The organism is Rhodanobacter sp. Root561 (assembly GCF_001427365.1).
In the GTDB taxonomy this organism is placed as follows: Bacteria; Pseudomonadota; Gammaproteobacteria; order Xanthomonadales; family Rhodanobacteraceae; genus Rhodanobacter.
Window position 1 is genome coordinate 1165126 of record NZ_LMGH01000001.1, and the last position, 25649, is coordinate 1190774.

General features: G+C 62.3%; 24 protein-coding genes. 10 read left to right on the top strand and 14 right to left on the bottom strand.

Annotated elements, in window-relative coordinates:
• Positions 1-35 precede the first annotated feature (35 nt).
• The 3 genes from ASD55_RS04970 to ASD55_RS04980 all read left to right on the top strand — a co-directional run bounded on the left by ASD55_RS04970 (position 36) and on the right by ASD55_RS04980 (position 2427).
• Positions 36-830, top strand: a complete 795-nt coding sequence (locus tag ASD55_RS04970) for a thymidylate synthase (protein WP_056764109.1) — start codon at positions 36-38, stop codon at positions 828-830.
• 146 nt (positions 831-976) lie between these two features.
• Positions 977-1465: a dihydrofolate reductase gene (locus ASD55_RS04975; RefSeq protein WP_056764110.1), complete on the top strand. Its 489-nt coding sequence runs from the start codon at positions 977-979 to the stop codon at positions 1463-1465.
• A gap of 5 nt (positions 1466-1470) precedes the next feature.
• Entirely contained in the window at positions 1471-2427 is a 957-nt protein-coding gene (locus tag ASD55_RS04980) for a Nudix family hydrolase (protein ID WP_235577722.1), read from the top strand.
• A gap of 40 nt (positions 2428-2467) precedes the next feature.
• Here the strand turns inward: ASD55_RS04980 and coaE are convergent, their stop codons facing one another.
• The 5 genes from coaE to pilB all read right to left on the bottom strand — a co-directional run bounded on the left by coaE (position 2468) and on the right by pilB (position 7575).
• Positions 2468-3091 carry a dephospho-CoA kinase gene (gene coaE, locus ASD55_RS04985; RefSeq protein ID WP_056764114.1) on the bottom strand — a complete coding sequence of 208 codons (624 nt, stop codon included), beginning with the start codon at positions 3089-3091 and terminating at the stop codon, positions 2468-2470.
• Entirely contained in the window at positions 3088-3945 is an 858-nt protein-coding gene (locus ASD55_RS04990) for an A24 family peptidase (protein WP_056764115.1), read from the bottom strand. Before ASD55_RS04990 ends, coaE begins: the two co-directional genes overlap by 4 nt.
• 15 nt (positions 3946-3960) lie before the next feature.
• Entirely contained in the window at positions 3961-4353 is a 393-nt protein-coding gene (locus tag ASD55_RS04995) for an endonuclease domain-containing protein (protein ID WP_056764117.1), read from the bottom strand.
• 83 nt (positions 4354-4436) lie between these two features.
• Positions 4437-5708, bottom strand: coding sequence for a type II secretion system F family protein (locus tag ASD55_RS05000; protein ID WP_056764119.1), 1272 nt, complete (start codon positions 5706-5708; stop codon positions 4437-4439).
• A gap of 142 nt (positions 5709-5850) precedes the next feature.
• Positions 5851-7575 (bottom strand): type IV-A pilus assembly ATPase PilB, encoded by a 1725-nt coding sequence (pilB, locus tag ASD55_RS05005; protein ID WP_056764121.1) that lies wholly within the window; start codon positions 7573-7575, stop codon positions 5851-5853.
• Positions 7576-7884: 309 nt separating this feature from the next.
• Here pilB and ASD55_RS05010 point away from each other — a divergent pair, with 309 nt between their 5' ends.
• The 5 genes from ASD55_RS05010 to ASD55_RS05025 are packed head-to-tail and all read left to right on the top strand — an operon-like array spanning position 7885 to position 12301.
• On the top strand, positions 7885-8742 hold the full coding sequence (locus tag ASD55_RS05010; RefSeq protein ID WP_056764123.1) for a glycosyltransferase family 2 protein: 858 nt from the start codon (positions 7885-7887) through the stop codon (positions 8740-8742).
• Positions 8742-9446 (top strand): class I SAM-dependent methyltransferase, encoded by a 705-nt coding sequence (locus ASD55_RS17935; protein ID WP_082542640.1) that lies wholly within the window; start codon positions 8742-8744, stop codon positions 9444-9446. The genes ASD55_RS05010 and ASD55_RS17935 overlap by 1 nt, the downstream gene beginning before the upstream one ends.
• Positions 9443-10588: a glycosyltransferase gene (locus tag ASD55_RS17940; RefSeq protein ID WP_157598794.1), complete on the top strand. Its 1146-nt coding sequence runs from the start codon at positions 9443-9445 to the stop codon at positions 10586-10588. The genes ASD55_RS17935 and ASD55_RS17940 overlap by 4 nt, the downstream gene beginning before the upstream one ends.
• Entirely contained in the window at positions 10581-11345 is a 765-nt protein-coding gene (locus ASD55_RS17945) for a class I SAM-dependent methyltransferase (protein ID WP_162248777.1), read from the top strand. Before ASD55_RS17940 ends, ASD55_RS17945 begins: the two co-directional genes overlap by 8 nt.
• A complete protein-coding gene (locus ASD55_RS05025; protein WP_157598796.1) occupies positions 11345-12301 on the top strand; it encodes a hypothetical protein in 957 nt (318 codons plus the stop codon). The genes ASD55_RS17945 and ASD55_RS05025 overlap by 1 nt, the downstream gene beginning before the upstream one ends.
• Positions 12302-12332: 31 nt before the next feature.
• Here the strand turns inward: ASD55_RS05025 and ASD55_RS17950 are convergent, their stop codons facing one another.
• The 6 genes from ASD55_RS17950 to ASD55_RS05050 all read right to left on the bottom strand — a co-directional run bounded on the left by ASD55_RS17950 (position 12333) and on the right by ASD55_RS05050 (position 19903).
• A complete protein-coding gene (locus tag ASD55_RS17950) occupies positions 12333-12908 on the bottom strand; it encodes a DapH/DapD/GlmU-related protein (RefSeq protein ID WP_082542643.1) in 576 nt (191 codons plus the stop codon).
• A 92-nt stretch (positions 12909-13000) separates the two neighbouring features.
• Positions 13001-14206, bottom strand: a complete 1206-nt coding sequence (locus ASD55_RS05030; protein WP_056764132.1) for a DegT/DnrJ/EryC1/StrS family aminotransferase — start codon at positions 14204-14206, stop codon at positions 13001-13003.
• Positions 14207-14296: 90 nt separating this feature from the next.
• Positions 14297-16312 (bottom strand): hypothetical protein, encoded by a 2016-nt coding sequence (locus ASD55_RS05035; RefSeq protein WP_056764134.1) that lies wholly within the window; start codon positions 16310-16312, stop codon positions 14297-14299.
• Positions 16313-16564: 252 nt separating this feature from the next.
• Positions 16565-18538 carry a hypothetical protein gene (locus ASD55_RS05040; protein WP_056764136.1) on the bottom strand — a complete coding sequence of 658 codons (1974 nt, stop codon included), beginning with the start codon at positions 18536-18538 and terminating at the stop codon, positions 16565-16567.
• A 100-nt stretch (positions 18539-18638) separates the two neighbouring features.
• Positions 18639-19076 (bottom strand): pilin, encoded by a 438-nt coding sequence (locus tag ASD55_RS05045; RefSeq protein WP_056764138.1) that lies wholly within the window; start codon positions 19074-19076, stop codon positions 18639-18641.
• A gap of 401 nt (positions 19077-19477) precedes the next feature.
• Positions 19478-19903 carry a pilin gene (locus ASD55_RS05050; RefSeq protein WP_056764494.1) on the bottom strand — a complete coding sequence of 142 codons (426 nt, stop codon included), beginning with the start codon at positions 19901-19903 and terminating at the stop codon, positions 19478-19480.
• Positions 19904-20107: 204 nt separating this feature from the next.
• Here ASD55_RS05050 and ASD55_RS05055 point away from each other — a divergent pair, with 204 nt between their 5' ends.
• Positions 20108-22240, top strand: a complete 2133-nt coding sequence (locus ASD55_RS05055) for a S9 family peptidase (RefSeq protein WP_056764139.1) — start codon at positions 20108-20110, stop codon at positions 22238-22240.
• Positions 22241-22488: 248 nt separating this feature from the next.
• On the opposite strand, the gene ASD55_RS05060 is transcribed toward ASD55_RS05055, so the two are convergent.
• Genes ASD55_RS05060 through cdd form a run of 3 tightly spaced genes read right to left on the bottom strand, consistent with a single transcriptional unit; the run spans position 22489 to position 24415 of the window.
• Complete coding sequence (locus ASD55_RS05060) at positions 22489-23394, bottom strand: 5'-3' exonuclease H3TH domain-containing protein (protein WP_082542644.1); 906 nt, start codon at positions 23392-23394, stop codon at positions 22489-22491.
• Positions 23391-23960 (bottom strand): nitroreductase, encoded by a 570-nt coding sequence (locus tag ASD55_RS05065; RefSeq protein WP_056764141.1) that lies wholly within the window; start codon positions 23958-23960, stop codon positions 23391-23393. Before ASD55_RS05065 ends, ASD55_RS05060 begins: the two co-directional genes overlap by 4 nt.
• Positions 23961-23983: 23 nt before the next feature.
• Positions 23984-24415 carry a cytidine deaminase gene (gene cdd / locus ASD55_RS05070; RefSeq protein WP_056764143.1) on the bottom strand — a complete coding sequence of 144 codons (432 nt, stop codon included), beginning with the start codon at positions 24413-24415 and terminating at the stop codon, positions 23984-23986.
• 133 nt (positions 24416-24548) lie between these two features.
• Between cdd and ASD55_RS05075 the strand changes: the two genes are divergently transcribed.
• Entirely contained in the window at positions 24549-25649 is a 1101-nt protein-coding gene (locus ASD55_RS05075) for an NAD(P) transhydrogenase subunit alpha (protein ID WP_056764144.1), read from the top strand.

Below are 25649 nucleotides of genomic sequence, written 5' to 3' on the forward strand. Positions count from 1 at the left end.
GACCGTTGTCATGCCCCTCGGGCTAGAATCGGCGGATGCGCGCTTACCTCGACCTGCTTCGCCACGTCCTCGACCATGGCACCGAAAAGACCGACCGCACCGGCACCGGCACGCGCAGCGTGTTCGGCTGGCAGATGCGCTTCGATCTCAACCGGGGCTTCCCGCTGGTCACCACCAAGAAGCTGCATCTGAAGTCGATCGTGCACGAGCTGATCTGGTTCCTGCGCGGCGACACCAACATCGGTTACCTGAAAGAACATGGCGTGCGGATCTGGGACGAGTGGGCCGACGAAAACGGCGACCTCGGTCCGGTTTACGGCGAGCAGTGGCGCGCCTGGCGCAGCGCCGACGGTGGCGTGGTCGACCAGATCGCCTGGGTGATCGACGAGATCGGGCGCAACCCCGATTCGCGGCGACTCATCGTCAATGCCTGGAACGTGGGCGAGTTGCCGAAGATGGCGCTGCTGCCGTGTCACACGATGTTCCAGTTCTACGTGGCGGACGGAAAGCTCAGCTGCCAGCTGTACCAGCGCTCGGGCGACATCTTCCTGGGCGTGCCGTTCAACATCGCCAGCTACGCGCTGCTGACCCACATGGTGGCGCAGGTCTGCGGGCTGGGTGTGGGTGATTTCGTGCACACGCTGGGTGACGCCCATCTGTACAACAACCATCTGGAACAGGCGCGGCTGCAGCTGAGCCGCGACGAGCTGCCGTTGCCGCAGCTGAAGCTCGATCCGACGGTGCGCTCGATCTTCGATTTCCGCTACGAGGACATCACCATCGAAGGCTACCGGTCGCACCCGGCGATCAAGGCCGCGGTCGCGGTCTAGGCCTGCGGCTGGAGCCTGCCGAGGCCGGCCGGGAAGGGTGGAATGTCGTCGCAGCCCTGGCGCGGCCTGTTAATATCCAGAGCGATTCGGCGGCATCTTCCCCGGGTGCCGTTCGCCCTAATGAACCAGCCTTACAAGGATTCGCCATGGCCATCTCGCTGATTGCTGCACTCGACGAAAACTTCGCGATCGGCCGCAAGGGACAGCTGCCCTGGCACCTGCCCGATGACCTGCGCTGGTTCAAGCAGCTGACCACCGGCAAGAACGTGTTGATGGGTTACAACACGGCGTTGTCGATCGGCCGCGCGTTGCCGGACCGGGTCAACCTGGTGCTCAGCCGTCGCCACGAGGCGCCGTATCCGGGACAGATCACCGTGCGCTCCATCGAAGAGGCGCAGGCGCGCTGCGACAACACCGGGCTGATGGTGATCGGCGGCGGCATGGTGTTTCGCGAGGCATTGCAGCGCGCGCGCCGCATGTATCTCACCTGGGTCAGCGCCGCCGTCGACGGCGCCGACACGTTCTTCCCGGGCGTGCATTTCAGCGAGTGGACCGAGGTGTCGCGCGTACACCACAAGGCCGATGCGGACCATGCCTACGATTTCGACATGGTCGAGTACCTGCGCAACAACTGACGACCATGCCGGTCGAGCCCAAACCGGTCATGCACGTGATGGCCGCGGTCATGCTCGACGCGCTGGGTCGCGTGCTGCTGGCGCAGCGACCGCCGGGCAAGCACCTGGCGGGCCTGTGGGAGTTTCCCGGCGGCAAGCTGGAGGCGGGCGAAACGCCCTTCGAGGCGCTGGCGCGCGAGTTGCGCGAGGAGATCGGCGTCATCCTGCTGCGGGCCGAGCCGCTGATCCGCGTGCCTTGCCACTATCCCGACCGCGAGCTGTTGCTCGATACCTGGCAGACCGCGCAGTGGGAAGGCGAACCGCAATCGCTGGAGGGACAGGCCTTGCAATGGCTGCCGCCGGAGCAGGTCGATCCCTCCATGCTGACCCGGGCCGACCGCACGATCCTGCGGGCCTTGCGCCTGCCCTCCCGCTACGCCATCACCCCGGCCGACGTGCCGCCGGAGCAGGCTGGCGCGTGGTTCGAGCGCATCGGCCAGGCGATCGAACGCAGCGCGCAACTGGTGCAGTTGCAGTTGCCGCTATGGCCGCGCGAGATGGTGCGCGAACTGGCCACCGGCCTGCTGCCACTGGCCCGGCGCCATGGTTCGCAACTGCTGCTGCACGGTGACATCGATGGTGCGCGGTTGCTGGGTATCGGCGTGCAGTTGCGCAGTCGCGAGCTGGAGGCGCTGGGCGAACGCCCCCTGCCGCTGTCGCAGCTGATCGGTGCCAGTTGCCATGATGCGGCCGACCTTGCCCGGGCCGAGCAACTGGGCGTGGATTTCGCCACCCTGGCACCGGTCGCCGCCACGCCCACCTATCTGCAGACTCCGCCCTTGGGCTGGACCTGCTTCCAGTCGCTGGCAGAAGCCGCTGCATTGCCCGTCTACGCCCTGGGCGGCCTGGCGCCAGCGCACATCGCCCAGGCCCGGACCCATAGCGGTCAGGGCGTCGCGGGAACCCGCGAGTTCTGGTCGTGACGTAGCGATCGCGGGCACCGCCCGCCGGTTTTGCGCCGCATCACGAAGCGCGGCGTGCCAGCTCCAGATAGCGCTGGTGCAGATGGGCAACTGCCTGGTCGAGGGCGGCTTCGTCACCGCTGTTGTCGATGACGTCGTGGGCGATGGCCAGGCGTGCTTCGCGCCGGGCCTGATTGGCCAGCATGCGGCGGGCCAGCGTCTCGTCGATGCCGTCTCGCGCCGTCAGGCGGGCAAGTTGCGTTGCTTCCGGCGCATCGACCAGCAGGACGCGATCGATCCAGCGGTAGTGTTCGATGTTCTCGACCAGCAGCGGAATGGCCAGCAGGCAATAAGGGCCCGCTTCGGCCATCGCGCGATCGTGCAGCCACTGCCGCACGCGCGGATGGATGATGGCCTCCAGCGTGCGGCGCGCGCCCGGGTCGGCGAAGACGCGTTGGCGCATGGCGGCGCGATCCAGGCGACCGGCATCGTCCAGCACGTCGGCCCCGAATGCCGCGACCACTTCGGCCAGGCCCGACGTGCCGGGTTCGATCACGTCGCGGGCTGCCACGTCGGCGTCATGCACGTGCACGCCCAGCACCTCGAAGCGCCGCGTCACTGCGGTCTTGCCGGCGGCGACGCCACCGGTGAGCCCGATCACCAGCGCCGGTCGATGTCCGGTCATCGCATGCCGGTCAGATGCAGGTAGCCGTCCAGCAGATCCGGGCCGGCCACGAACCAGACCCAGCCCGCGGCGGCGATGAACGGACCGAACGGCATCGGGATCTCGCGCTCATGCTTGCGCAGGCCGATCAGGCTGCCGCCCACCAACGCGCCGATCAGCGAGGACAGCAGCACGATCGGCAGCAGCGCGACCGGGCCCATCCACGCGCCCAGGGCCGCCAGCAACTTGAAGTCGCCGTAGCCCATGCCTTCCTTGCCGGTCAGCAGCTTGAACCCCCAGTACACGCTCCACAGGCTGAGGTAGCCGATCGCCGCGGCGAGAATCGCGCTGGGGGCGCTGACGAACATCGGCAGCAGCGACAGCAACAGACCAAGCCACAGCAGCGGCAAGGTCAGCTGGTCGGGCAGCAGTTGGGTGCGGAAGTCGATGCCGGCCAGGGCAACCAGGGTCCAGGTAAAGATCAGTCCGGCCAGCCCCATCCAGGTCGGCCCGAACTTCCAAACGATCACCGCGCTCAGGATGCCGCTGAGCAACTCCACCAGCGGGTACTGGATCGAGATCTTCGTCTGGCAATAGCGGCAGCGTCCGCGCAGCAGCAGCCAGCCGAACAGCGGAATGTTGTCCAGCGCCGACAGCGGATGCTTGCATTGCGGACAGTGCGACGGTTCGCGCACGATGCCCGGCGGCATGGGCTCGGCATCGCCCTCGATCTCCAGCACATCACGGGCCTCGTGGCGCCAGGCCGCGGCCATGCGCTCGGGCAGGCGCAGGATCACCACGTTGAGAAAGCTGCCCACCAGCAAGCCGAGTACGGCAGCCAAGGCAATCCAGAGGGCGAAGGGAAGATCGGGCATGCGTCAGCCTTGCTTTTAAGGCCCCTCTCCCTGCGGGAGAGGGGGTGGGGAGAGGGTACGGCCCCGAGCGAAGTTCAAAATCGCCTCAAGCACCACCTCGGTTTCCTGCAAAACCTGATTGTCCCAGAATCTCAGCACCACGAGGCCTTGTCGCTCCAGCGCACGTGTACGGATGCTGTCCGTTTCCTCGTTGTGTTGCGAACCATCGATCTCGACGACCAGCCTGAGTTCTTCGCAGAAGAAGTCGGCGATATACGGCGGGATGGGGTGCTGACGGCGGAACTTGAGCCCGGCGAGGCGTTTGGAGCGCAGGTGATACCAGAGTTTGAGTTCGGCGTCGGTGCTGGCGGTGCGCAGCAACTTTGCGGTAGTCAACGTTCTGGTGGGCAGAGGCGGTTTGTGGCGCATCGCTTGAACCGTACCCTCTCCCCAACCCCTCTCACCCGCAAGGGGACTCCCTCAGGGTCGCCGAAGGGAGAGGGGCTCTTCGGTCAGACCGTACCGGCGAGCTTGAAGATCGGCAAGTACAGCGCCACCACCATGCCGCCCACGATACCGCCCAGCACCACCATGATGATCGGCTCGAGCAGGGTGGACAGGGTGTCGACCGCGTTCTCCACTTCTTCCTCGTAGAACTCGGCCACCTTGAACAGCATGTTGTCCAGTGCGCCGGATTCTTCGCCGATGGCGGTCATCTGCACCACCATGTTCGGGAACAGGCCGGTCTGCTTCATCGCCAGCTGCAGCTGATGACCGACCGAGATGTCGTCGCGCATCTGTTTCACGGCGTCGCCGTAGACAATGCTGCCGGTGGCGCCCGAAACGGCCTCCAGCGCCTCGACCAGCGGCACGCCGGCGCGGAAGGTCACGCCCAGCGTGCGCGAGAAGCGGGCGATCGCCGAGTTGCGTACGATATTGCCCATCACTGGCAACTTCAGCGACAGCCGGTCCAGGAAGTGGGCGAATTTCAGCGAGCGCTTCTTGGCGAAGACTATCGCGGTGATGCCGCCCACGATAATGCCGATCACCAGCCACCAGTAGCTCTGCATGAATTCCGACATGCTCACCAGAACCTGGGTCGGCGCGGGCAGGTCGGCACCGGCATCCTGGAAGGTCTTGGAGAACACCGGCACCACGAACAGCAGCATGATCAGCATGACCAGGAACACCACGGCCAGCACCATCATCGGGTAGAACAGTGCCTTCTTGATCTTCTTCTTGATCGCCTCGGTGCGTTCCTTGTAGGTCGCCACGGTGTCCAGCACGGTGTCCAGCACGCCGGAGGCTTCGCCGGCGTGGACCAGGTTGCAGTAGAGCTCGTCGAACTGTACGGGGTAGCGGCCCAGCGCTTCATGCAGGGACGCGCCGCCCTCGATGTTCTGCTTCACGTCCAGCAGGATGTTCTTGAAGCGGACGTTCTTCTGGCCATCGGCAATGATGTCGAAGGCCTGCACCATCGGCACGCCGGACGCCATCATGGTGGCGATCTGGCGGCTGAAGACGGCCACGTCGCCCGGCTTCACCGTGCTGCCGGTGGAACCGAACAGGGGCTTGGAGCGCTCGCGAACCGTCTGCGGGTTCATGCCCTGGCGACGCAGTTCGGCCTTCACCAGAGAGGCGTTCTTCGCCGGCATGTCCCCCTTCATGCGCTTGCCGCGCTTGTCCAGCGCCACCCACTCGTAGGTGGTCAGCTTGCTGACTTCGGCACGTTGGGCGCCGAGCGCGCGCGCCTTGTCGATATTCGTTGCGGTAGCCGTGGCCATGCGCATCTTCCCCCAGTGGTCCAGTCCCGGCGCCGTCCCCGCGGGCGGCAAACAAGATATTCGTGAAGCTTATGTCATTTTTGCCCCGCCAAACCGTGGCGCCGGACGCAACTTCGGTGCGGCGGCGGTCGCGATTCGTCGCTTATTCCTTGGTTACGCGGTCGATCTCGATCAGGCTGGTCAGGCCCTGCTTCACCTTCAGCAGGGCCGAGGCGCGCAGGTCGTTCACCCCGGCGGCCTTGGCCGCCGCCGCGATCTCCATGGTGTTGCCGCCCTGCAGGATGATCTTCTGGATCTCCTCCAGCATCGGCATCACCTGGTAAATGCCCACGCGGCCCTTGTAGCCGTCATTGCAGCCGTCGCAGCCGCCGGCCTCGTAGATCGTCATCCCCTCGTCGATATCGGCCTGGCTGAAGCCGGCCGCCAGCAGCACCTGCGGCGGCAGATCCATCGGCTTCTTGCAATCATGCAGGCGCCGCGCCAGGCGCTGGGCGATGATCAGGGTGACCGACGAGGTGATGTTGTACGGGGCGATGCCCATGTTCATCAGGCGCGAAACCGTCTGCGCCGCGTCGTTGGTGTGCAGGGTGGACAGCACCATGTGGCCGGTCTGCGCGGCCTTGATCGCGATTTCGGCGGTTTCCAGGTCGCGGATTTCGCCGACCATGATCACGTCCGGATCCTGGCGCAGGAACGAGCGCAGGGCGCTGGCGAAGGTCATGCCGCGCTTGACGTTCTGCTGCACCTGGTTGATGCCTTCCACGCGGATTTCCACCGGGTCTTCCACGGTGGAGATATTGCGTTCGGGCGTGTTGAGCATGTTCAGGCCGGTGTACAGCGACACCGTCTTGCCCGAGCCGGTGGGGCCGGTGACCAGCACCAGGCCGTACGGCTTGTGGATCGCGTCGATGTAGAGCTTCTGCTGATTCGGCTCGTAGCCCAGCTTTTCGATGCCGATCTTGGCCGAGGAGCCGTCCAGGATACGCATCACGATCTTCTCGCCGAACAGCGTGGGCAGCACGCTGACGCGGAAGTCGACTGCACGGGTCTTGGACAGGTTGAGCTTGATGCGGCCGTCCTGCGGCACGCGCTTTTCGGCGATGTCCAGCTGCGACATCACCTTGATGCGCGACGAGATGCGGTTGGCCATCTTCATCGGCGGGTTGGCCACCGTGCTGAGGATGCCGTCCATGCGCACGCGCACCCGGTACTGCGTCTCGAACGGCTCGAAATGGATGTCCGAGGCGCCACGGCGGATCGCATCGACCAGCACCTTGTTGACGAACTTCACCACCGGCGCGTCGTCGTTGGCATTCGCATCGACGCCGCTGCTCGACTCGCCCTCGCCGTCGCCGGCCTCGATGTCGAGCTCGTCGAGGTCGCCGCCACCCATGTCCGGCATGGTGTTGCGCAGGTTGTTCAGCAGGCTTTCGATCACCTTTTGCAGCGAGTTGCGCTCCACCAGGATCGGCTCGACCATGCAGTTGGAGTGGAACTTGATCTCGTCCAGCGCATGCGACTGCATCGGGTCGGCAATGCCCACGTAAAGGCGCTTGCCGCGCCGGAACAGCGGCAGCGCCTGGTGCTTGGTGATCAAGGCCTCGCTGATCAGGTCCAGCGGCATCGTGGCCGGGTTCAACGAGGCCACGTCCATCATCGGCATGCCGAACTCGACCGACGCCACCCGCGTCAGCTCCGCGCTGTCGACCAGACTGTGATCCAGCAACCAGGTACCCAGCGCGGCCTTCTGCTGCCCGCTGTCCGCCATGGCCTTGCGGACCACGTCCTCCGCCATCACGCCTTCGGACACCAGCCGGCGCGCCATGCCGGACAGACCCGTAAGCGACGGTTGCAATTGAGATGACATAAACGGCTCGACCTTGCCCCTGTATGTTGTTGAATCTACCGCAGTCCGCCCCGCAGGTCACCCACTGAATGCAATTCCCCGCGGGTCACCGCCGGATAGCTCGACGCAGCGCACAAACGCACGGCGCAGCCGCCTCTCCAGGGTTACCTGGAAGTCGCAGGGTAGATTCCTCCCCCTGCTTGCAGGGGGAGGGCAGGAGGGGGTCAAGCTCTTGATCCAATCCCCAATATCCTCGCGCTGCCAACTCCCCGCCTGACCCCATCTCCCCTTCACGCTATGATCCCCCAGCCACCCCGGGGGAACCACCTGTTGAATCGCCTCAGCATCATCCTGCCCGCCAAGAATGAAGCGCCCGCCTTGGCCGCCCTGCTGCCGCGCCTGCGCGCCGCCCATCCCGACGCCGAAATCATCGTGGTCGACGACGGCTCCATCGACGACACCCGCAGCATCTGCAAGGGCAACGAGATCACCTGTCTCAGCGCGCCGTACTCCATGGGCAACGGAGCGGCGATCAAGCGTGGCGCCCGCGCCGCCACCGGGGACGTCCTGGTGTTCATGGACGGTGACGGCCAGCACGACCCCGCCGACATCAAGCGCCTGCTCGACCAGCTGAACCGCGGCTACGACATGGTCGTCGGCGCCCGTGACTGGGACAGCCAGGCCGGGGTCGGCCGCGGCCTGGCCAACACCTTGTACAACTGGCTGGCCACCCGCATGACCGGCCACCCGGTGCTCGACCTCACTTCGGGCTTCCGCGCCGTTCGCGCGGACAAGTTCCGCGAATTCCTGCACCTGCTGCCCAACGGTTTCAGCTACCCCACCACCAGCACCATGGCCTTCTTCCGCAGCGCCTACGCCGTGGCCTACATCCCGATCAAGGCCGCCCAGCGCGTCGGCAAAAGCCACATCAAGCCCCTGCGCGACGGCCTGCGCTTCCTGCTGATCATCTTCAAGATCGCCACGCTGTACTCGCCGCTGAAGCTGTTCGTGCCGGCGAGCGCCATGTTTTTCTTGCTGGGGTGCGCGAACTATGCCTGGACCTTCATCCACGATGGTCGACTAACCAACATGAGCACGCTGTTGTGGAGCGCGGCTGTGATCGTGTTTCTGATCGGACTGGTATCCGAGCAGATCACAGGTTTGACCTATACACGCCCAGATCGCTGATGGCTATGCTTCGCAAATGGATGAAGTTGCTGGCTCGTACGCCATTGCATCCCCAATGGCTGTTGGGACGTAGGCGATTTCCCGCAGGTATCGCAGGGGTGTGTGGTTCATTGTTGGATATTGGCGCAGCCAATCGCTGGATTGAGCACTATCTCCCAGACGGAGTCGACTATGTAGCTCTAGATTACCCTCCTACTGGGCAAGATTTGTACGGGGCGCGGCCACATGTTTTTGCTGATGCTGCGCGACTTCCTTTTCTAGAAGGACATTTCGACGGCGTGGTTTGCCTTGAAGTGCTGGAGCACGTCCCTGATCCCGCCGCTGTAATGAAAGAGATTGCACGGGTGCTAAGACAAGGCGGACATGCTTGGGTGTCCATGCCGTTTCTCTATCCTTTGCACGACGCACCTTTCGATTTTCAGCGTTACACGAAATATGGTTTGCAGCGTGATGTTGAGCAGGTGGGCTTGAAGATCGTCAGCCTGAAGAAATCAGGCCATGCGATGCGAACTGCAGGTTTGTTGATGTGCCTTGCCATCGCTGGCGGTGTGCATGCTCAACGTGGACTGCTCAGGCTTGCGTTGTTGCCTATTGCGCTGATCGCAGTCATCACTATCAACGTGGTCGTATGGCTGTCGAGTTTAGTCATGCCGGACTGGAGCCACATGGCCATGGGGCACGAGCTTGAGGTGCGCAAGCCTTGAGTATCCCAGCCATCGTTCTCGTTACTACGTCTTTTCCGATTGCCAATGACGGTAGCGAAGCGGCAGGGTCGTTTGTCAGCGATCTGGTCGAAGAGTTGGCAAAGTGCGTGCTGGTGCGAGTGGTTGCCCCGGGACTTTCATCCGCGATTGAGACATGGGCACCGAACATAGAAGTGTTCCGCTACGCGGCGACGGCCAAACCACTTTCGACGCTCAAGCCTTGGCATCCCTCGGACGCAATCGAAATAGCTCGCGTGTTGAGACTTGGCATGAGTGTCACGCGCGAGGCGATCAAAGCGGGCCCTACAGCACACGTGCTTGCGTTGTGGGCGTTGCCGTCGGGCGAATGGGTGCGCCGCGCTGCACGCGAACAGGGCATCGATTATTCCGTCTGGATGCTCGGTAGTGATGTATGGTCGCTTGGGCGAGTGCCAGTGCTGCGCGGGATGCTGGCTCGCGTCATCCGCAAAGCGACCCATGCCTATGCGGATGGTTATCAACTGGCGGTAGATGCTCAACGCATTGCTGGTATTCCGGTCGCTTTTCTCCCCAGCACGCGCAGGGTCGGCTTGTGCGATCCGTTGCTACCGCGTGCGAAGCCACCTTATCGATTGCTGTTTCTTGGACGATGGCATCCGAACAAGGGTATCGACCTGCTGCTGGAAGCACTCGAGATGTTGAATGGTGATGATTGGAAGCATATCGAGTGCGTAGAGATTCAGGGCGGTGGCCCATTGGAATCGTTGGTAAAGGAACGTGTCGCAGCGCTGCGAGCCGCGAACCGTCCGATCGAACTTGGTGGTTTTTTGGCCAAGCAGGAAGCTGAGGCTGCAATATCCCGCGCTGACTGGGTGCTGATACCCTCCCGTATTGAAAGTATCCCGGTGGTTTTTTCTGATGCGATGAAACTGGGCCGGCCGGTAATTGCGAGTCCCGTCGGCGATTTACCGCGCCTGTTCGCGGATGCGTGTTGCGGCGAACTTGCTGAGGAAGCGTCTGCTTTGATGTTCAGTCGCGCCATCCAGAAGGCATTGGTGACATCGCCACGTTCACTTGACGTGGCCGTGCGCAGTCAGGCTGCACATTTTGATCTCGCTACAATAGCGGCAGATATCCGTCATGAGGTGCTTGGCGATGGCTGAGCAGGCTCTCACTAAAAGTGATCCCCGTTGGGGGCAAAAGGGTCGTGATCGCAAGGCTGAAGCCATTCTTGCCACCCTTACGCGGCATTGCCGACGCGATTTGACGCATGGTCTGTGGCTCGATGTTGGTTGCGGCAGCGGTGGGGTTGCCGCCACGCTCGCGGGGAATGTAGCGCAGATCATTGGCATTGATCCGGAACCGTGGGAGCGTTGGCAAGCTTTTCGATGCGAGCATCCCAATCTCATTTTCTACACTGGCTTCTATAGCAATCTTGAGACGCTGTTGGGCGCCGGGTCCGTGGATGTAGTAGTTTGCAACCAAGTCTATGAACACGTGGATGATCCGGCTGCGTTACTAAAGTCAATCCACCGAGTTCTGAAGCCGACGGGTGTGTGCTATTTCGCGGGACCGAACTTGCTGTGGCCAATTGAGCCGCACGTGTTCTGGCCATTTGTACACTGGTTGCCTCGACAACTTTCCATACGGTTGATGACTTTCTTCCGTGCGAAGCGTGTTCATTATCTCGATGCGTGGTCGATGCATTATTGGGCATTGAAGAAAATGTTCAGACATGCCGGCTTTGTTGCATCAAATGCAATCTACGATCGTATTCACGCTCAGGCACAATGCACCGATAGCACGATCATGCGTGCAGTGAGATGGATTCCGCGGTCAGTTATTTCGGCGCTCACACCGGTTGCGCCGGGGTTTATATTTGTGTTGACGAAGTCGTCCATGAACGGTGTGGACGATTGATGAACGATACTTCGTGGCGAAAGCATCGGCGTTGGTTGTGTGTCTTTCTATCAGCATTGGCACTTGCGTGGACAGTGGCACTGTTGTGGCGTGCATGGCCCGAGTTGCGTGCGAACTTGCCGCGCATGCATGCAGGCTGGTTGCTGGTGGCGCTGGTCGGTAACGTGATTTCTGGATACTTGGGGTTCGAGGCTTTTCGCGCGCTGTTCCGTCTCATGAAGCCCGAAGCGTATGGGCGTTTGCATCTGGCGCACCTGTACTTCACCGCGCAATTGATGAAGCACCTGCCCGGGCGCGTCTGGGGGGTCGCCTATCAATCCAGTACCGGTGATCGGGCATCGCTAGCTGAGTGGGTGAGCATCACCGTGGCCTATATGGTGCTCACCACCTGCTTTGCGGTATGGGTTGCTGCGATCGTACTTGGGTTTATGCGGGCAATTGGATGGGGCTGGTTCGCATCTATCTTGGGGCTGTCCATATACCTAATGGGTTGGCACCGGCGTGTGCTGAATGCGTTGTTTGCACTGTTCCGAAAACTTCCGGGGCGTGCATTTAATCGCTTGGGAGACGCGCTGCTGCCGTTTGTTAATGTCGAGACGAACTACAAGATGCGCGTATTGGTGTTGTTTGCAGCAAATTGGTTGGTTTACCTGGTGTCATGGGCCGGTTACGGTTTGGCATGGCCCGACTTGACCGCTACTGACGGGATTCAGCTCTGCGCTATCTACACGGTCGCATGGCTGGTGGGCTACCTGAGTCTCGTTTCACCGTCTGGTGTCGGGGTTCGCGAGCTGGTTTTTGTGCTGCTCGCGCATCGATTTCCAACAGATGTCGTCGCTGGGTTGGCGGTATTCGGACGTGTAGCTCTGCTAGCGTCGGATGTATTGCTAGGTATGCTTTTCAGTCCCTTCCGTCCAGCACGGATCAAATCGACCGACATGCATGGCAATCGGTAGTTGCCTCACTAGTGACACTCTAATCGACAGATCAATTGGCGCGCTCAACGAAAATGATTTTTTTAATGCGTGCAGGTACTCCGGCGACAAGAACGCCGGGTGGCACGTCTAAGGTGACGACGCTACCAGCCGCAACAGCAGCGAAGTCACCGATTTTTACCCCGGCAAGCACAGTTACGTTTGCGCCAAGCCAACAGTTACTTCCAATGGTTACACCATGTACAAAAGCCGGATAAATATTGGCAAGTGCTGCGTGATGTGAGCTCCCGGGATCTGCATGGGTAAGGATAGTGACTCCAGGGGAAAGCGTTGTTTGCGGGCCAATTGTTAAACACCCTTCCAAGTCGAGCAGGCAACCAGGGCCGATATATACATCGTCGGCAACGTGCAAGTTCCTGAAACCATCCTTTAGATTGAACAGGTGGACTTCGCAGATTCGGGTATTTGTGCCTGTCGTGGCGCCGAAAGTCCTGAGTAGGCGGCTACGCAGTCGCGGACTCACGCTCCAGCGGAACAATTTTTCAAGAAGAACGTAGCTTCCGTGCTTTAGTGCGGGAGGCATGATTGAGCGACGATAGTGCGCGGCGGGCGATGCAGCTTCAGTCATGAGTTATGCCCCCTCCGCATCAGTGCCTTGCGCGCACCGTTCACCAATTTCGTTTTCTAGCCGATGCGTATCCATTGAGCGCGAACCTTTGCTCAGGAGAGCTTTCGCGATGTGCTACTGCCGCTGACCACAACTTGACGCACTGCTTGTATTACCCGGCCCACGTCTCCGTCGCTAAGTTTTGGTGACAACGGCAGACTCACCGTCTGCCTGCCTATCCGCATGGCGTTCGGCGACTGCTCTGGTTTCCAGCCGTAACGCTGCTGATAATAGGGGTGTTCGGGCACGGACAGGTAATGCACGCCGGTGCCGATTTTGCGACTGTTCATGGCATCCAGGAAAGCGTCACGCGAGACGCCGCAGCGAGCTTCGTCGATCATGATGGTGAACAGGTGGTAGGCGTGTTTCGTATCAGGTGCGGGCGCAGTAGGCAGGCCAATCGGCAGATCAGCGAAGGCCTCCATGTAGCGATTCCAGACGGTTTCGCGTCTTGCCCAAGTTCGTTCTACACGGGCGAGCTGGTGGATACCGATGGCAGCTTGCAGATCCATCATGTTGTATTTGAAACCGGCCTCGACCACTTGGTAATGCTTGTAGCCCTGGTCGCCGAACCGATGCCAGGCATCCTTGCTCATTCCATGTAGAGCGAGCACCTTGGCCCTGGCCATGTTCGCCTCGCTCCGGCCGACAATCATTCCTCCTTCGCCGGTAACGACATTTTTGGTCGCGTAGAAACTGAAGCAACCGAAATCGCCGAAAGTTCCAGCCTTGCGACCGCGGTATGTGGTCTCGATTGCATGCGCGCAGTCTTCGATGACAACCAGGTTGTGCTTATGGGCGATTGCCATGATCGCATCCATGTCGCATGGGCGCCCTGCGAAATGAACAGGCAGGATGGCGCGGGTGCGGGGTGTTATTGCGGCCTCAATGGCTGACGGATCAATGTTCTGGGTCGACGGATCGACGTCCGCCAGTACCGGTGTGAGTCCGGCATGGATGATTGCGTTGACGCTTGCGCAGAAGGTCATTGGCGTCGTGATGACTTCCGCCCCCGGCTCCAGGCCGGCGGCCACCATGCTGACGTGCAGTGCGGCGGTGCATGAGTTTACCGCTGCTACCTGCGCGGGCGATATTCCCTGGTATGCCGCGAAATCGCTTTCGAACTTGGCAACGCGGGGGCCGGTGCCGAGCCACGCCGAGTTCATGCATGCCACGACTTCGTCGATCTCTTCTTGTTCAATCAAGGGGGAACCAAAAATCAAGAACGGGTCATCGTGGGGGTTGCTTTGCGAACTCATTGCGAGGTTCCGCCATGGTGGTGATCGTGAAGTGGATGCATTTGTCCTGCAATCATGTCATGGCAGAAAGCCGTCTGAAACATGTTGCGATTACGGCCCCGCTTTAACAGCCAGTGAAGATTCCAGTTCTGCAATGCTGAGGTTGAGTCGGCCCCCAATATTCAGGGTTTCAAGCTGTTGCAGCGCTCGGCGTGCGTCGGCCTTGCGTCCCAGCGCTATCAACATGCGTATGAGCGTGATCTGGTAGGCGGACTCATTGGGGGCAGAGCGTACGGCTTCAGCAGTGAGGGTTTCCCCCAGTTGCCGATTGTCCAGCACGTTCCATGCGTAATCACCGTAAGTTGCGAGCAGCCGCGCGCTCGGCAGCGGGTGCGAACGTGCGGCTTCGAAGGCACTCGTCATGCGTTGGGTCGGTAGCATGCAGTGCCCATCCCGGGCGCACTGGGTCAATGCGCTCAGCGAGCTTTCGTCCTGAACGCCAGGCGGATGCGCTTTGAGCTTGCCGATCATGCTGTTCCACCACGCGTCCTTCAGTGGCAGCCCCATGCGCGCGTTCATGAAAATCAGCGCCTGCTCCGGCAGGATCGAGGAATCGGGTAGTCGGGCGGCGGCTTCCAGCGGTGCATACGCGAGGCGCGTAAACGGTGAGCTTGGATCGTAGTGGGAATAGATGATGTAAGTGCGGCCCAGTTCGTACTGCGCGCGAGGAGAACGAGGTGCTCGACTTGCCAGATCTTCAGCCAATCGAAGTGGGTTACCCCAGGCATAGGCTGTGAACGCGGTCAGTGCAGTCCAGCACAACATCAGCCCGGCCAGAAGGGCGTTGCGAGGCAAGGCTAGCGGCCTTGAACGCGGCGCCGCCAACACAGGCACTGTCGCAAGCAGTAGTCCGAAGCTGGCGAAATAGTTGCGATGCTCATAGACGAGCTCAAGCGGCAGGATGGTGCCGGTCAGTAGATGGCAACCCAGGAACAACGCCAAACCAAGCGCGGCCAGCGGCTGGCGTCGACGCAACGATGGCAGTACGGCGACCAGTCCTGCCAGAAAGAGGACGCTGGCCAGCGTGGTTCGTGGCGCCAGCAGACCGGTCGAAACCCGGAAGTCATCGTGATAGAACGATAGTGCACTTGGCGTGGGAAATAGTGTCCAGCCAATGTAGCCGGTGACGATACGTGCCTCGCTGAGCAGGCGCGTACCCAAGGTGAAGTCGCGGGTGGCCCAGGCAGAAGGTTTGAACAATCCGGGCAGTAGCCACGCAAGCCCGATGGCCATGGGCAAGGCCAGCACCAGCACAAACAGCGTGACGATGCGCCAGTCGGGGCGGCCAGCTTTGTCATCATCCTGTGGTTGGCCGAAACGGAACAACACCCATTCGATCAGCAGCGCATAGAGCGGCAGCATGACGGCCGTTTCCTTGGCCAGCAGCCCGAGCGCAGTGGCTACGATGACGCTGATGATGCAGAGCATGAGGCCGCCCCGGTCAGTACCTTGACGACGCGCAGCAGCAAGCATGTTCCGACGCCCGATCACATAGCCGAGCAGGCCGGTCAGTACGAACAGATTGGCTATGCTCTCCATGCGTTGCACCACGTACAGTACGGCGCTGAGGTTGATCGGCAGCAACATCCAGGCGCCGGCGATCAACGCTGCGAGGATGCCCGCTCGCTTTGCCGTAGGGATGCACCTTGTTCGCGATGCTTTCGCGACGGCTTTATCGGGAGCATCGCGCACTGGGTGTGCTCCTACAGAAACTGCCAGCAGCAACCCACGCGTCAGCAGAAAAACCAGCACCCCATTCATCAGATGGATGATCAGGTTGGTTAATTTCCAGCTGTACGGATCGAGGCCGCTGACCAGATAGTTCGCGGCGAAACTCAACGAAGCCAGAGGGCGCTTGAACTCGCTGGCCGGGGAGGAAAGCGCGGCGCGCACCAGACTGGCAATACTGGCATCGACAGGATGTACTCCCTGATTGTCGACGATGTTGGGATAGTCGTCGAAAAGCCAGCCGCCACGGAGGCCGGTGCTGTAGACAAGTGCCACCAGAAGCAGGGTGGAGATCAGTATCCAGCAGCCGAGATTGCGGACTTTGGGTATCACACCCATCGTTGGCCTCGGCATGAGCGCGAGATGTCACCAGGGTTGCTTGGTCGTGGCAAAGTCATGGGGATTCGCGGGAGCGTCAGGCGGGCTACTTTTACACAAGTTTTGGGTTATGGGCGAATGGGTGCCTCTGTGAGCCACGCTGCTGCCGATGCTGACTCTCCTTGGTTGTGGATGACATCCCCGTCGCGACCCACAAACAATTACTTGGAAAGCGTTCCGCACCCCATCTGATTGTGTTTGCGCCTATCAACTTCAGGGGTGCTTTTCCGTCTGGATGACGGTGACTTTCTTCTGTGCGGCCTGAAGTTTCATCCGCAACGCATGCCAACTTTTGTCCCGCGCCATCGACGGCTCCATCTTCTCCGTGAAATCCATGACCCCTGCGGCTTCCTGGAGACGGTGGGCATCAATGAGATAGCCTGCGATTTGCTTCTCATAGGCCAAGTCTCCTCGTATGAGGATAAGTGCCTGTTGCCATTGTTGGATTGCGAGTTCGGGATCGTGAAGGCTATGGCTCGCTAGCTCGGCATAGTTGATATACAGACCCGGTGACCACGGCAATTGCTTCAATGCCAATGCACAGGCTTCCTGCAAACGATGTACATCCACGTCGGCATCGTTGTTGATACGGGCGCTCATAAGCGCTCGTAGCGCGTTGGCTTCCTGCGGGCCGAAGGGGCGGGTTTTTAGCTTGTGCAGCAGGCTGTCCCACCAGGCCTGTTGTAGCTGCACCTTCCCCACGGCGGCGAGCAAGAGCAGTGCTTGTTCTGGCAGCGGCGAGGAGTTTGGCAAGGCCATCCCGCGCTCCAGTTCGCTCACGGCCTTGTTCAGTAGAGCTGGTCGCGTACCTTTCATGGACAGCTGCATGTAAAGATTGGCCAGATCGTAACTGGCGCGCGGTGACCCGGGATTTTCTTCCGCCAGCGTCACCGCCAGTTGCACGGGTTTACCCCATGTGGCTGCGCGAAGTACGGTGAGGAATCCGAACGAAACGAGACAGATGGTGGCAAGCAGTGCAGGGAGCTTGGGGTTTGCTCGCCGCGTGGCCATCCAGATCAGGTCGGTCAGCGCCAGAAGGATGCCGAACAGAGCGGGGTAGTTGCGGTGTTCGAACGCCAGCTCCAGCGGAATCGGGCTGCTGGTCAGCAAGTGCGCCATGAAGAACCAGCCGATGCCCAGCGCGAGCAGCGGGCGGCGTTTGCGTGCGGCAAAGGCCATGATCACAAGCGACAGCAGGAACAAGCCGCCAGCCAAGGTGGTGTTGGGACTCAGCCAGCCGGTGGATACGGCGTAGTTGTCGTAATAGAACCGCATCGTGCCGGTGAGTGGAACGACGCACCAGCCTATGTACAGCGAAAGAACCCGCAACTGGGTCAAGGTGCGTTCCCACGCGGTATATCCGCGCAGGGCATACGCCTGCTCAGACGTGTAATGCGGTATGAGGTAGAACATGAACAGCAGGGCCGCCAGAACGCATCCCAACGCGTAGAAAAATTTCCAGTTGCGTCGTGTGCTCTGTTGGTCTGCCTGGAAGTGCAGCAGTGTTATTTCCAGCAAAAGGGCGTAGCCCGGGATCAGTATGCAGGTCTCTTTCGCCCCATAGCCCACGGCCATCGCGACTACGCTGAGGGCAAGGTAGGGCCATGCTCGCCCGCCGGCGATTTGGCGTTGCCTTGCGCTCCAGTACGCCCGCAGTGCCAGCAGGGTGAACGTGAATCCGAGCAGTTCCATGCGCTGGACCACGTACATCACGGCGGAAACTTGCAGGGGATGCAGTGCCCATGCGGTAGCAAGAATCAGCGCCCACGTCGCGACACGTCCTGAGTCCAGTGACTCCTTGTCAGGAGATGCCTTCCATCCAATGGTCAGCAATCGCTTGGAGAACATTGCCAGCAGGACGGTATTGATCAAGTGGATGACGAGGTTCGCTGCTTTGAACCCGAATGTGCTTCCACCCAAAGCGTAATTTAGTGCATAGCTGAACATCGCCAATGGCCGGTTGATGCTTTCCTGCGACCATACCCAGACTTGGTGCCAAGATTGCCAGTCCCACGAATGCACGTGCATGGCGGGGGCGTCAACGAAATTGGCGAAGTCGTCAAAGATGAATCCGCCCGACAGACCAGGCCACATCGCCGCGCTTATCGCAACAAGGCAGGCGATTACCTTTGCGATGAATAGGGCTTTACCATGGTGCGGGCTGGTATGCCCAATGGGCTGGAGCATGGGTCGTCTCGGGAGGTGGACGGGCAAAAAAAAGAGGGGCCAAAAGCCCCTCTTTTTCCCGACTGGGCGCCATTGGCCCGCTCAGCGGTGTAGTAACAAATCAGCTGTCTTTGCAGCCCTTCGGAGCGAACTGGCCCAGACCTTTGGTCGTGCAGTCCCAAGCACCGCTGGAATTACGGCCCCAGCTGACGGACTTGCCGGCGACTTTCGGGTTGCCCTTCAGCGTGCAGGTGACCAAGGGCTCGGCAACACCGGAGGCGTCCGGCGCCGCCAGCGTCATTTTGCAACGCTCAGTCGACTGCTGAATGCCGATCAAAGCGTAGCCAGCGGCATCATTCGTGATGGAGGCGCCCTTGGCATTGTTGATCATTTCTTCCGCTGCAGTTTTTGCCGGCGTGATTTCGGCCAAGCCGGACGTAGCCTGCGAACGGGCCACATAGTTCTGGTATTGCGGCAGCGCGATAGCGGCCAGGATCGCGATGATCGCAACCACAATCATCAATTCGATCAGGGTGAAACCTTTCTGCATGCTCTTCATGGTGTTTCCTCTGTTTTGGTTAGCTAACCGTTGATGCCCCCTGAGCCCCGGTCCCGAATTCCCCCTAGGCGGGAACGGTACCCCTTACTCGCGGTCAGGAACGACCAGGAAGCTCACGGCAGTTCAAGCAGGTTGTATGCCATCACTACCGCCGTGATATTTCCGCATGGTTGAGGGTTCACTGATTGTGCACACAGTCACGAATCTCCACAAGCGATGCCGGAATGATGAATTGAAGAGGTGTGCCCTACAAAGTGGTGTGCGGATTTGGCTTGTCGTGCCGTGTCATCTATTGACGCTGCACGTCAGTTTCTGGCGCGAAGACGTGTTAGGCGTGGTCACCCCAGAACCTGTAGGTAGCATAAGGGCGAGGTAGCGGTGGGCACAAAGCATGCTTAAAGCTATGGATAGCACCCTTTCGGGGTTTGGCGTGTCGCAAGAGTAGTCTGGCATTTCCAGTTACCCGAACTGTTGCGAGCCAGCGTGATCTTCCTGTCCTTGACCTCGGGATTTCCCTTGATCTGACAGATGATCTCGCCCACACCGTTAACCGGCGCAGTAACTGTGACGTGGCAACGTTCCGTGTCCTGCTGCATGCCCAGGTTGTCGACGGTGGTGTAAAGCGTGGCGTCACTGTCCCCATTGTTGGCGCGCTCCTCGTATGCGGTGCGGCCCGAGGTGATCTCATCCAGCGCTGCCACTGCCTGCGAGCGCGCTACATAGTCGCTGTAAAGCGGCAATGCGATGGCCGCCAGGATGGCGATGATGGCCACGACGATCATCAACTCGATCAATGTAAAACCGGCGGAACGGCGCTGGCGCGACATGGTGGACTCCCCTGTGAGTCCCACCTGACAGGCACGTTTTGTACCAAATGTGAAGGCCGATCGTGCGCGCCGTCACAGTGCCCCGCGGTCTGTTGGATGTGGGTTCGTGCTCCGGGGGGGGGCGGGCTCACAGGCGGGGGTTGCTTGCGCGTCAGCTACCCCCGTTTTAACGTCGTGGCCTTTACTGAAGCCAAGGAACCCCCCATGAAACCTCTGATAGCCGCGCTGCTTCTGGCGCTGGTCGCCGCCCCCGCGATGGCGAGTGACGCCGTGGATACCACCTTCGTCAAGGCGCAGGGGGAGCACGCGTTCAATGTGCGCGACCTGGTGATGATGGATCGGGTGGGTGATCCGCAGTTGTCGCCGGATGGTCGGTATGCGGCGTTTGGCGTGCGCAGCACGGATTACGCGGCGAACAAGGGGGTGGGCGCGATTTATGTGCTGGATCTGTCGGTGGCGGGTGCGCAGCCGGTGAAGGTGGTCGACAAGGGCGGTTCGGCGCGCTGGTCGGCGGATGGGCGCAGCCTGTATTTCGTGGCGCCGGCGAAGGATGTGGCGCAGTTGTGGCGGCTGGATCTGGGCGGCAAGACCGGCCTGAACCCGGGCAGGCATGCGGCGCCTGTCCAAGTCAGCCATGGTGCGCTGGATCTGGGCGGCTACAAGCTGTCGCCGGACGGCAAGCAGGTGTTGCTGTCGTATGAGGTGTTCACCGATTGCGCCACGCTGGCGTGCACGCAGCAGCGCGTCGACGCACGCGACAAGGACAAGGCCAGCGGCACGATCTACAAGAAGCTGTTCGTGCGGCATTGGGATACCTGGGCCAATGGTCGGCGCAATCAATTGTTCGTGGGGCAGTTCGATGGCAAGGGCCAGTTGGCGGCCGAGCCGAAGCTGCTCAGCCGTGGCATCGACGGCGACGTTCCGAGCAAGCCGTTCGGTGACGAGGGCGAGTTCAGCTTCTCGCCCGATGGCAAGACCGTGTATTTCGACGTGCGCATCGCCGGAACCAGCGAGCCGTGGTCGACCAATTTCGACGTGTACAGCGTGCCGGCGGATGGCTCGGCGGCACCCAGGAACCTGACCGCAGAAAACAAGGCGTGGGATGCATCCCCGGTGGCGTCGCCGGACGGCAAGACGCTGTATTACCTGGCGATGAAGAAGCCGGGCTTCGAGGCGGACCGCTTCGCGATCATGGCGCTGGATCTGGCCACGGGAGCACGCCACGAGGTCGATCCGCAGTGGGATCGCTCGCCCGGCGGGCTGGCGATTTCGGCCGACGGCAAGACCTTGTACGCCACCGCCGACGACAACGGCCAGCACCCGCTGTTCGCGATCGATGCGGCCAGCGGCAAGGTCGGCCAGCTGGTGGGCGAGGGCACGGTGGGCGGCTTCTCGCTGGCCGCCGGCAAGCTGCTGCTGACCCGCGACGACCTGAAGCGGCCGGCGGATGTATACGTGGCCGGCGCTGATGGCAGCGACCTGAAGCAGGTCACCCATTTCAACGCGGCGGACCTGAAGAGCGCGAAGATGGGTGATGCGGAGTTCTTCACCTTCAAGGGCTGGAACAACGAAACCGTGCAGGGCTACGTGGTGAAGCCGGTCGACTACCAGGCCGGGCAGACCTATCCGGTGGCCTTCATCATCCACGGCGGCCCGCAAGGCGCGATGAGCAACGGCTGGAGCTATCGCTGGAACCCGCAGACCTATGCCGGTCAGGGCTTCGCGGTGGTGACGGTGAACTTCCACGGCTCCACCGGCTATGGCCAGGCGTTCACCGATTCGATTTCCGGCGACTGGGGCGGCAAGCCGCTGGAGGACCTGAAGCTGGGCTGGAAGGCCGCGCTGGACAAGTACAGCTTCCTCGACGGCGACCGTGCCTGCGCGCTGGGCGCCAGTTATGGCGGCTACATGGTGTACTGGATGGCCGGCGTGTGGAACCAGCCATGGAAGTGTTTTGTCGACCACGACGGCGTGTTCGACGCGCGCGCGATGTACTACGACACCGAGGAGCTGTGGTTCGAGGAATACGAGAACGGCGGCACGCCGTTCGACCACCCCGAGAACTACGAGAAGTTCAATCCGGTCAACCACGTCAAGGACTGGCGCGTGCCGATGATGGTGGTGCACTCGGCGAAGGACTTCCGCATTCCCGACACCCAGGGCCTGGGTGCGTTCACTGCGCTGCAGCGCCGTGGGATTCCCAGCGAGCTGCTGCACTTCCCGGACGAGAACCACTGGGTGCTGAAGCCGCACAACAGCGTGCAATGGCACGACGCGGTGAACGCGTGGCTGAAGCAGTGGACGGCGAAGGATGCAGCGAAAGCCGGTTCGCACTGAGCTGGTTGGTGGTGATGAAAACGGCGGCCTTCGGGTCGCCGTTTTTCTTTCCGTTCGGCTAGAACCTCCCCCTGCGGGCAGGGGGGAGGTCAGGAGGGGGAGCCGCGGGTCGCGGGAAAGATCAAGAGCGAACCCCACCCCGGCCCTCCCCTGCGAGCAGGGGAGGGAGCGAGGCGCGTAGTTTCGATCTGGCTCCTCCCCCTGCGCGCAGGGGGAGGCGGGGAGGGGGTGACGCGCTTGATCTGCTTTCAGCGCAGCAATGCGCGCAGGCGGCTGCGGGTGAAGGCGCCCATGCGGAGCTGTTCGCACAGGGCTTCGAGTTGTTCGGCCGGGCGGCTCTGGCGTTGCAGGGCCTCGATGCTGCTGGCGCCGGGGGCGTCCAGGGCGATGCGGGTGAGGCGGCGGTAGATGCGCGCCTGTTCGGCGTGTTCGCGCAGTTTGGCGGCGCAGGCGGCGGCACCGCGCAGGCGCAGGAAGGCGACTTCGTCGATGCGCTCGAGCAGGATGTCTAGGCTGCCGAAGTGGCTGAGCAGGGCGGCGGCGGTCTTGGCGCCGACACCGGGGACGCCCGGGATGTTGTCAACGCTGTCGCCGCACAGGGCCAGGTAGTCGGCGACCTGGTGCGGGTGTACGCCGAGCTTTTCGTGCACGCCGGCCGGCCCCCAGCGCAGGCCGCGGCCGTAGTCCCACTGCTCGTCGTGCTCGCCCAGCAACTGGCCGAAGTCCTTGTCGGCGGAGACGATCACGCTGCGCCAGCCCTGGGCGCGCAGGTTCCACACGGTGCTGCCGATGAGGTCGTCGGCTTCGTAGCTGTGGTCGATCATCAGGCACAGGCCGAGCGCCTCGGTGATCGCGCGGCACTGCACGAACTGCCGCTCGAGATCCGGCGGCGGCAGCTCGCGGTTGGCCTTGTATGGCGGATAGATCGCGTTGCGGAACGAGCTGGTCAGCGAGGCGTCGAAGGCTACCGCGATGTGTTCGGGCTGCACGCGTTCGAGCAGCTCGCACAGGAAACGGGTATAGCCATGCACGGCATTGACCGGGTGGCCGTCGACGTCGTGGAACTCGTCCGGCATCGAGTGCCAGGCACGGAACACGTACAGGCTTCCATCAATCAGATGGACGGCTGGACGGCCATTTTCGGTGGCGTTCACGGGGTCCAGCTGCTGAGCAGGTCGCCCAGCGCCGGGCGATCGCGATCGGGCACGTCGGTTTGTGGCGTGCCCAGGTGGACGAAGCCGATCACCTGCTCGTTGTCGGCCAAGCCAAGGAGCGCCGCCACTTCGCGGTCGTAGGCGGCCCAGCCGGTGAGCCACTGGGCGCCGTAGCCCAGCGCGAAGGCGCCCAGCAGGATGTTGTGGGCCACCGTGCCGGCGGACAGTTTCTGCTCGATTTCCGGCACCTTGCTGAGGGCGTCCAGGCGGGCGATCACCGCGATCACCAGGGGCGCGAAGGTGTAGCGCAGGCGATCCTTCTCCAGCTTGGCGTCGGACATGTCGGGGTGGTTCTTCTGCGCGATCTCCGCCACGCGCCGGCCGAAGACCAGCTTGGCGTCGCCCTGCAGGCGGATCAGCCGGAACGGCACCAGCTTGCCGTGGTCGGGCACCCGGATGGCGGCCTCCAGCAGCTCGTGCAGGGTGGCCTCGTCCGGCGCGGGTTCGCCGAGCTGGCGCGAGGGAACGGAATGGCGTTGCTGCAACAGGGAAAGATCGAAGGGCATGGAAGGGTTTCGATGAGGGGGAATCAGGCCGGCATCGGCAACTGGAACGAGCCCGGCAGCAGCGCGGCCACGCTGGTCTGTTCGGTGTCGCCGTGCAGGTTGCCCAGCAGCACGGGCATGGCGTCGTGGCACAGCTCGGACATCACCTGGCGGCAGGCGCCGCAGGGACTGACCGGGTTCGGCGTATCGGCGATCACCGCCAGCGCCAGGAAGTCGCCACGCTGGCAACCGGCCGCGATCGCGCTGAACAGGGCGGTTCTTTCGGCGCAGTTGCACAGGCCGTAAGCGGCGTTTTCCACGTTGCAACCGCTGAAGCGCCGGCCATCGCGGGTCAGCACGGCGGCGCCCACCAGGAAACGGGAATACGGCGCGTAGGCCAGTTCGCGCGCGCTGCGTGCCAGCGACATCAGGTCATGGAGCGAGGAGGAATCGAAAGCGGCGGATGTTGCGGGCATCGGGATCTCCGGTGATGACCCCGGGACGGACGAACCGCGTTGGCCGGCGGGTCAGCTTACTCTTTCGGGCCCGCCCGGATCAAAGCCTCTCCATGCCTTAAGATGACCCGACCATTGCCGAGGGGGTTGCACCATGGGGATCACCGTAGCCGCATTGCGCGAGACCGCCGCCGGCGAGCGTCGGGTAGCGATCACGCCGGAGATGGCGAAGAAGCTGCGGGGCAAGGGCCTGCGCGTATTGCTCGAACACGACGCCGGGCGCGCGGCCGGTTTTCCCGACGCCAGCTATGCGGATGTGGAGTTTGCCGATGCCACGACGGTGCTCGGCCAGGCTGACCTGCTGGCCTGCGTGCTGCCGCCGGACGATGTGGTGTTTGCCGGGATGCGCGAGGGCAGCGTGGTGGTTGGCCAGTTGCGTCCCTACGGTGCGGCCGGGCGGATCGCGGCGTTGAATGCGCGCAAGCTCACCGCGTTCTCGCTGGAGTTGCTGCCGCGCACGACCCGCGCCCAGGCGATGGACGTGCTGAGTTCGCAGGCAGCGGTGGCCGGCTACCGCGCGATGCTGATCGCCGCCGAGGCTTCGCCGAAATTCTTCCCGATGCTGACCACGGCCGCCGGCACCATCCGGCCGTCCAGGGTGCTGGTGATCGGTGCCGGCGTGGCCGGCCTGCAGGCGATCGCCACCGCGCGGCGGCTGGGCGCGCAGATCGAAGGCTATGACGTGCGTCCGGAAACGCGCGAGCAGGTCGAATCGCTGGGTGCGAAGTTCCTCGACCTGGGCGTCAGTGCGGCCGGCAGCGGTGGTTACGCGCGGGAGCTGTCCGCCGAGGAACGCGCGGCGCAGCAGCAGGCGCTGGCCGATCACCTGAAGGTGTTCGATGTGGTGGTCAGCACGGCGGCGGTGCCGGGACGGCCGGCGCCGAAGATCCTCACCACGGCGATGGTCGAGGGCATGAAGCCGGGGGCGCTGATCGTGGATCTTGCCGCCGAGGGTGGCGGCAATTGCGAGCTGACCCGACCGGGCGAGCGGGTCGAGCATGGCGGCGTGGTGATCCTGGGGCCGCTGAACCTGCCGGCGGGTGCGCCGCTGCATGCCTCGGAAATGTACGCCCGCAACGTGTTCAACTTCGTCGAGTTGCTGGTGCACGAAGCTGCCCTGAAGCCGGACTTCGACGACGAGCTGGTGGCGAAAAGCTGCCTGAGCCACGCCGGCGAGACGCGCTTCGCCGGCTGA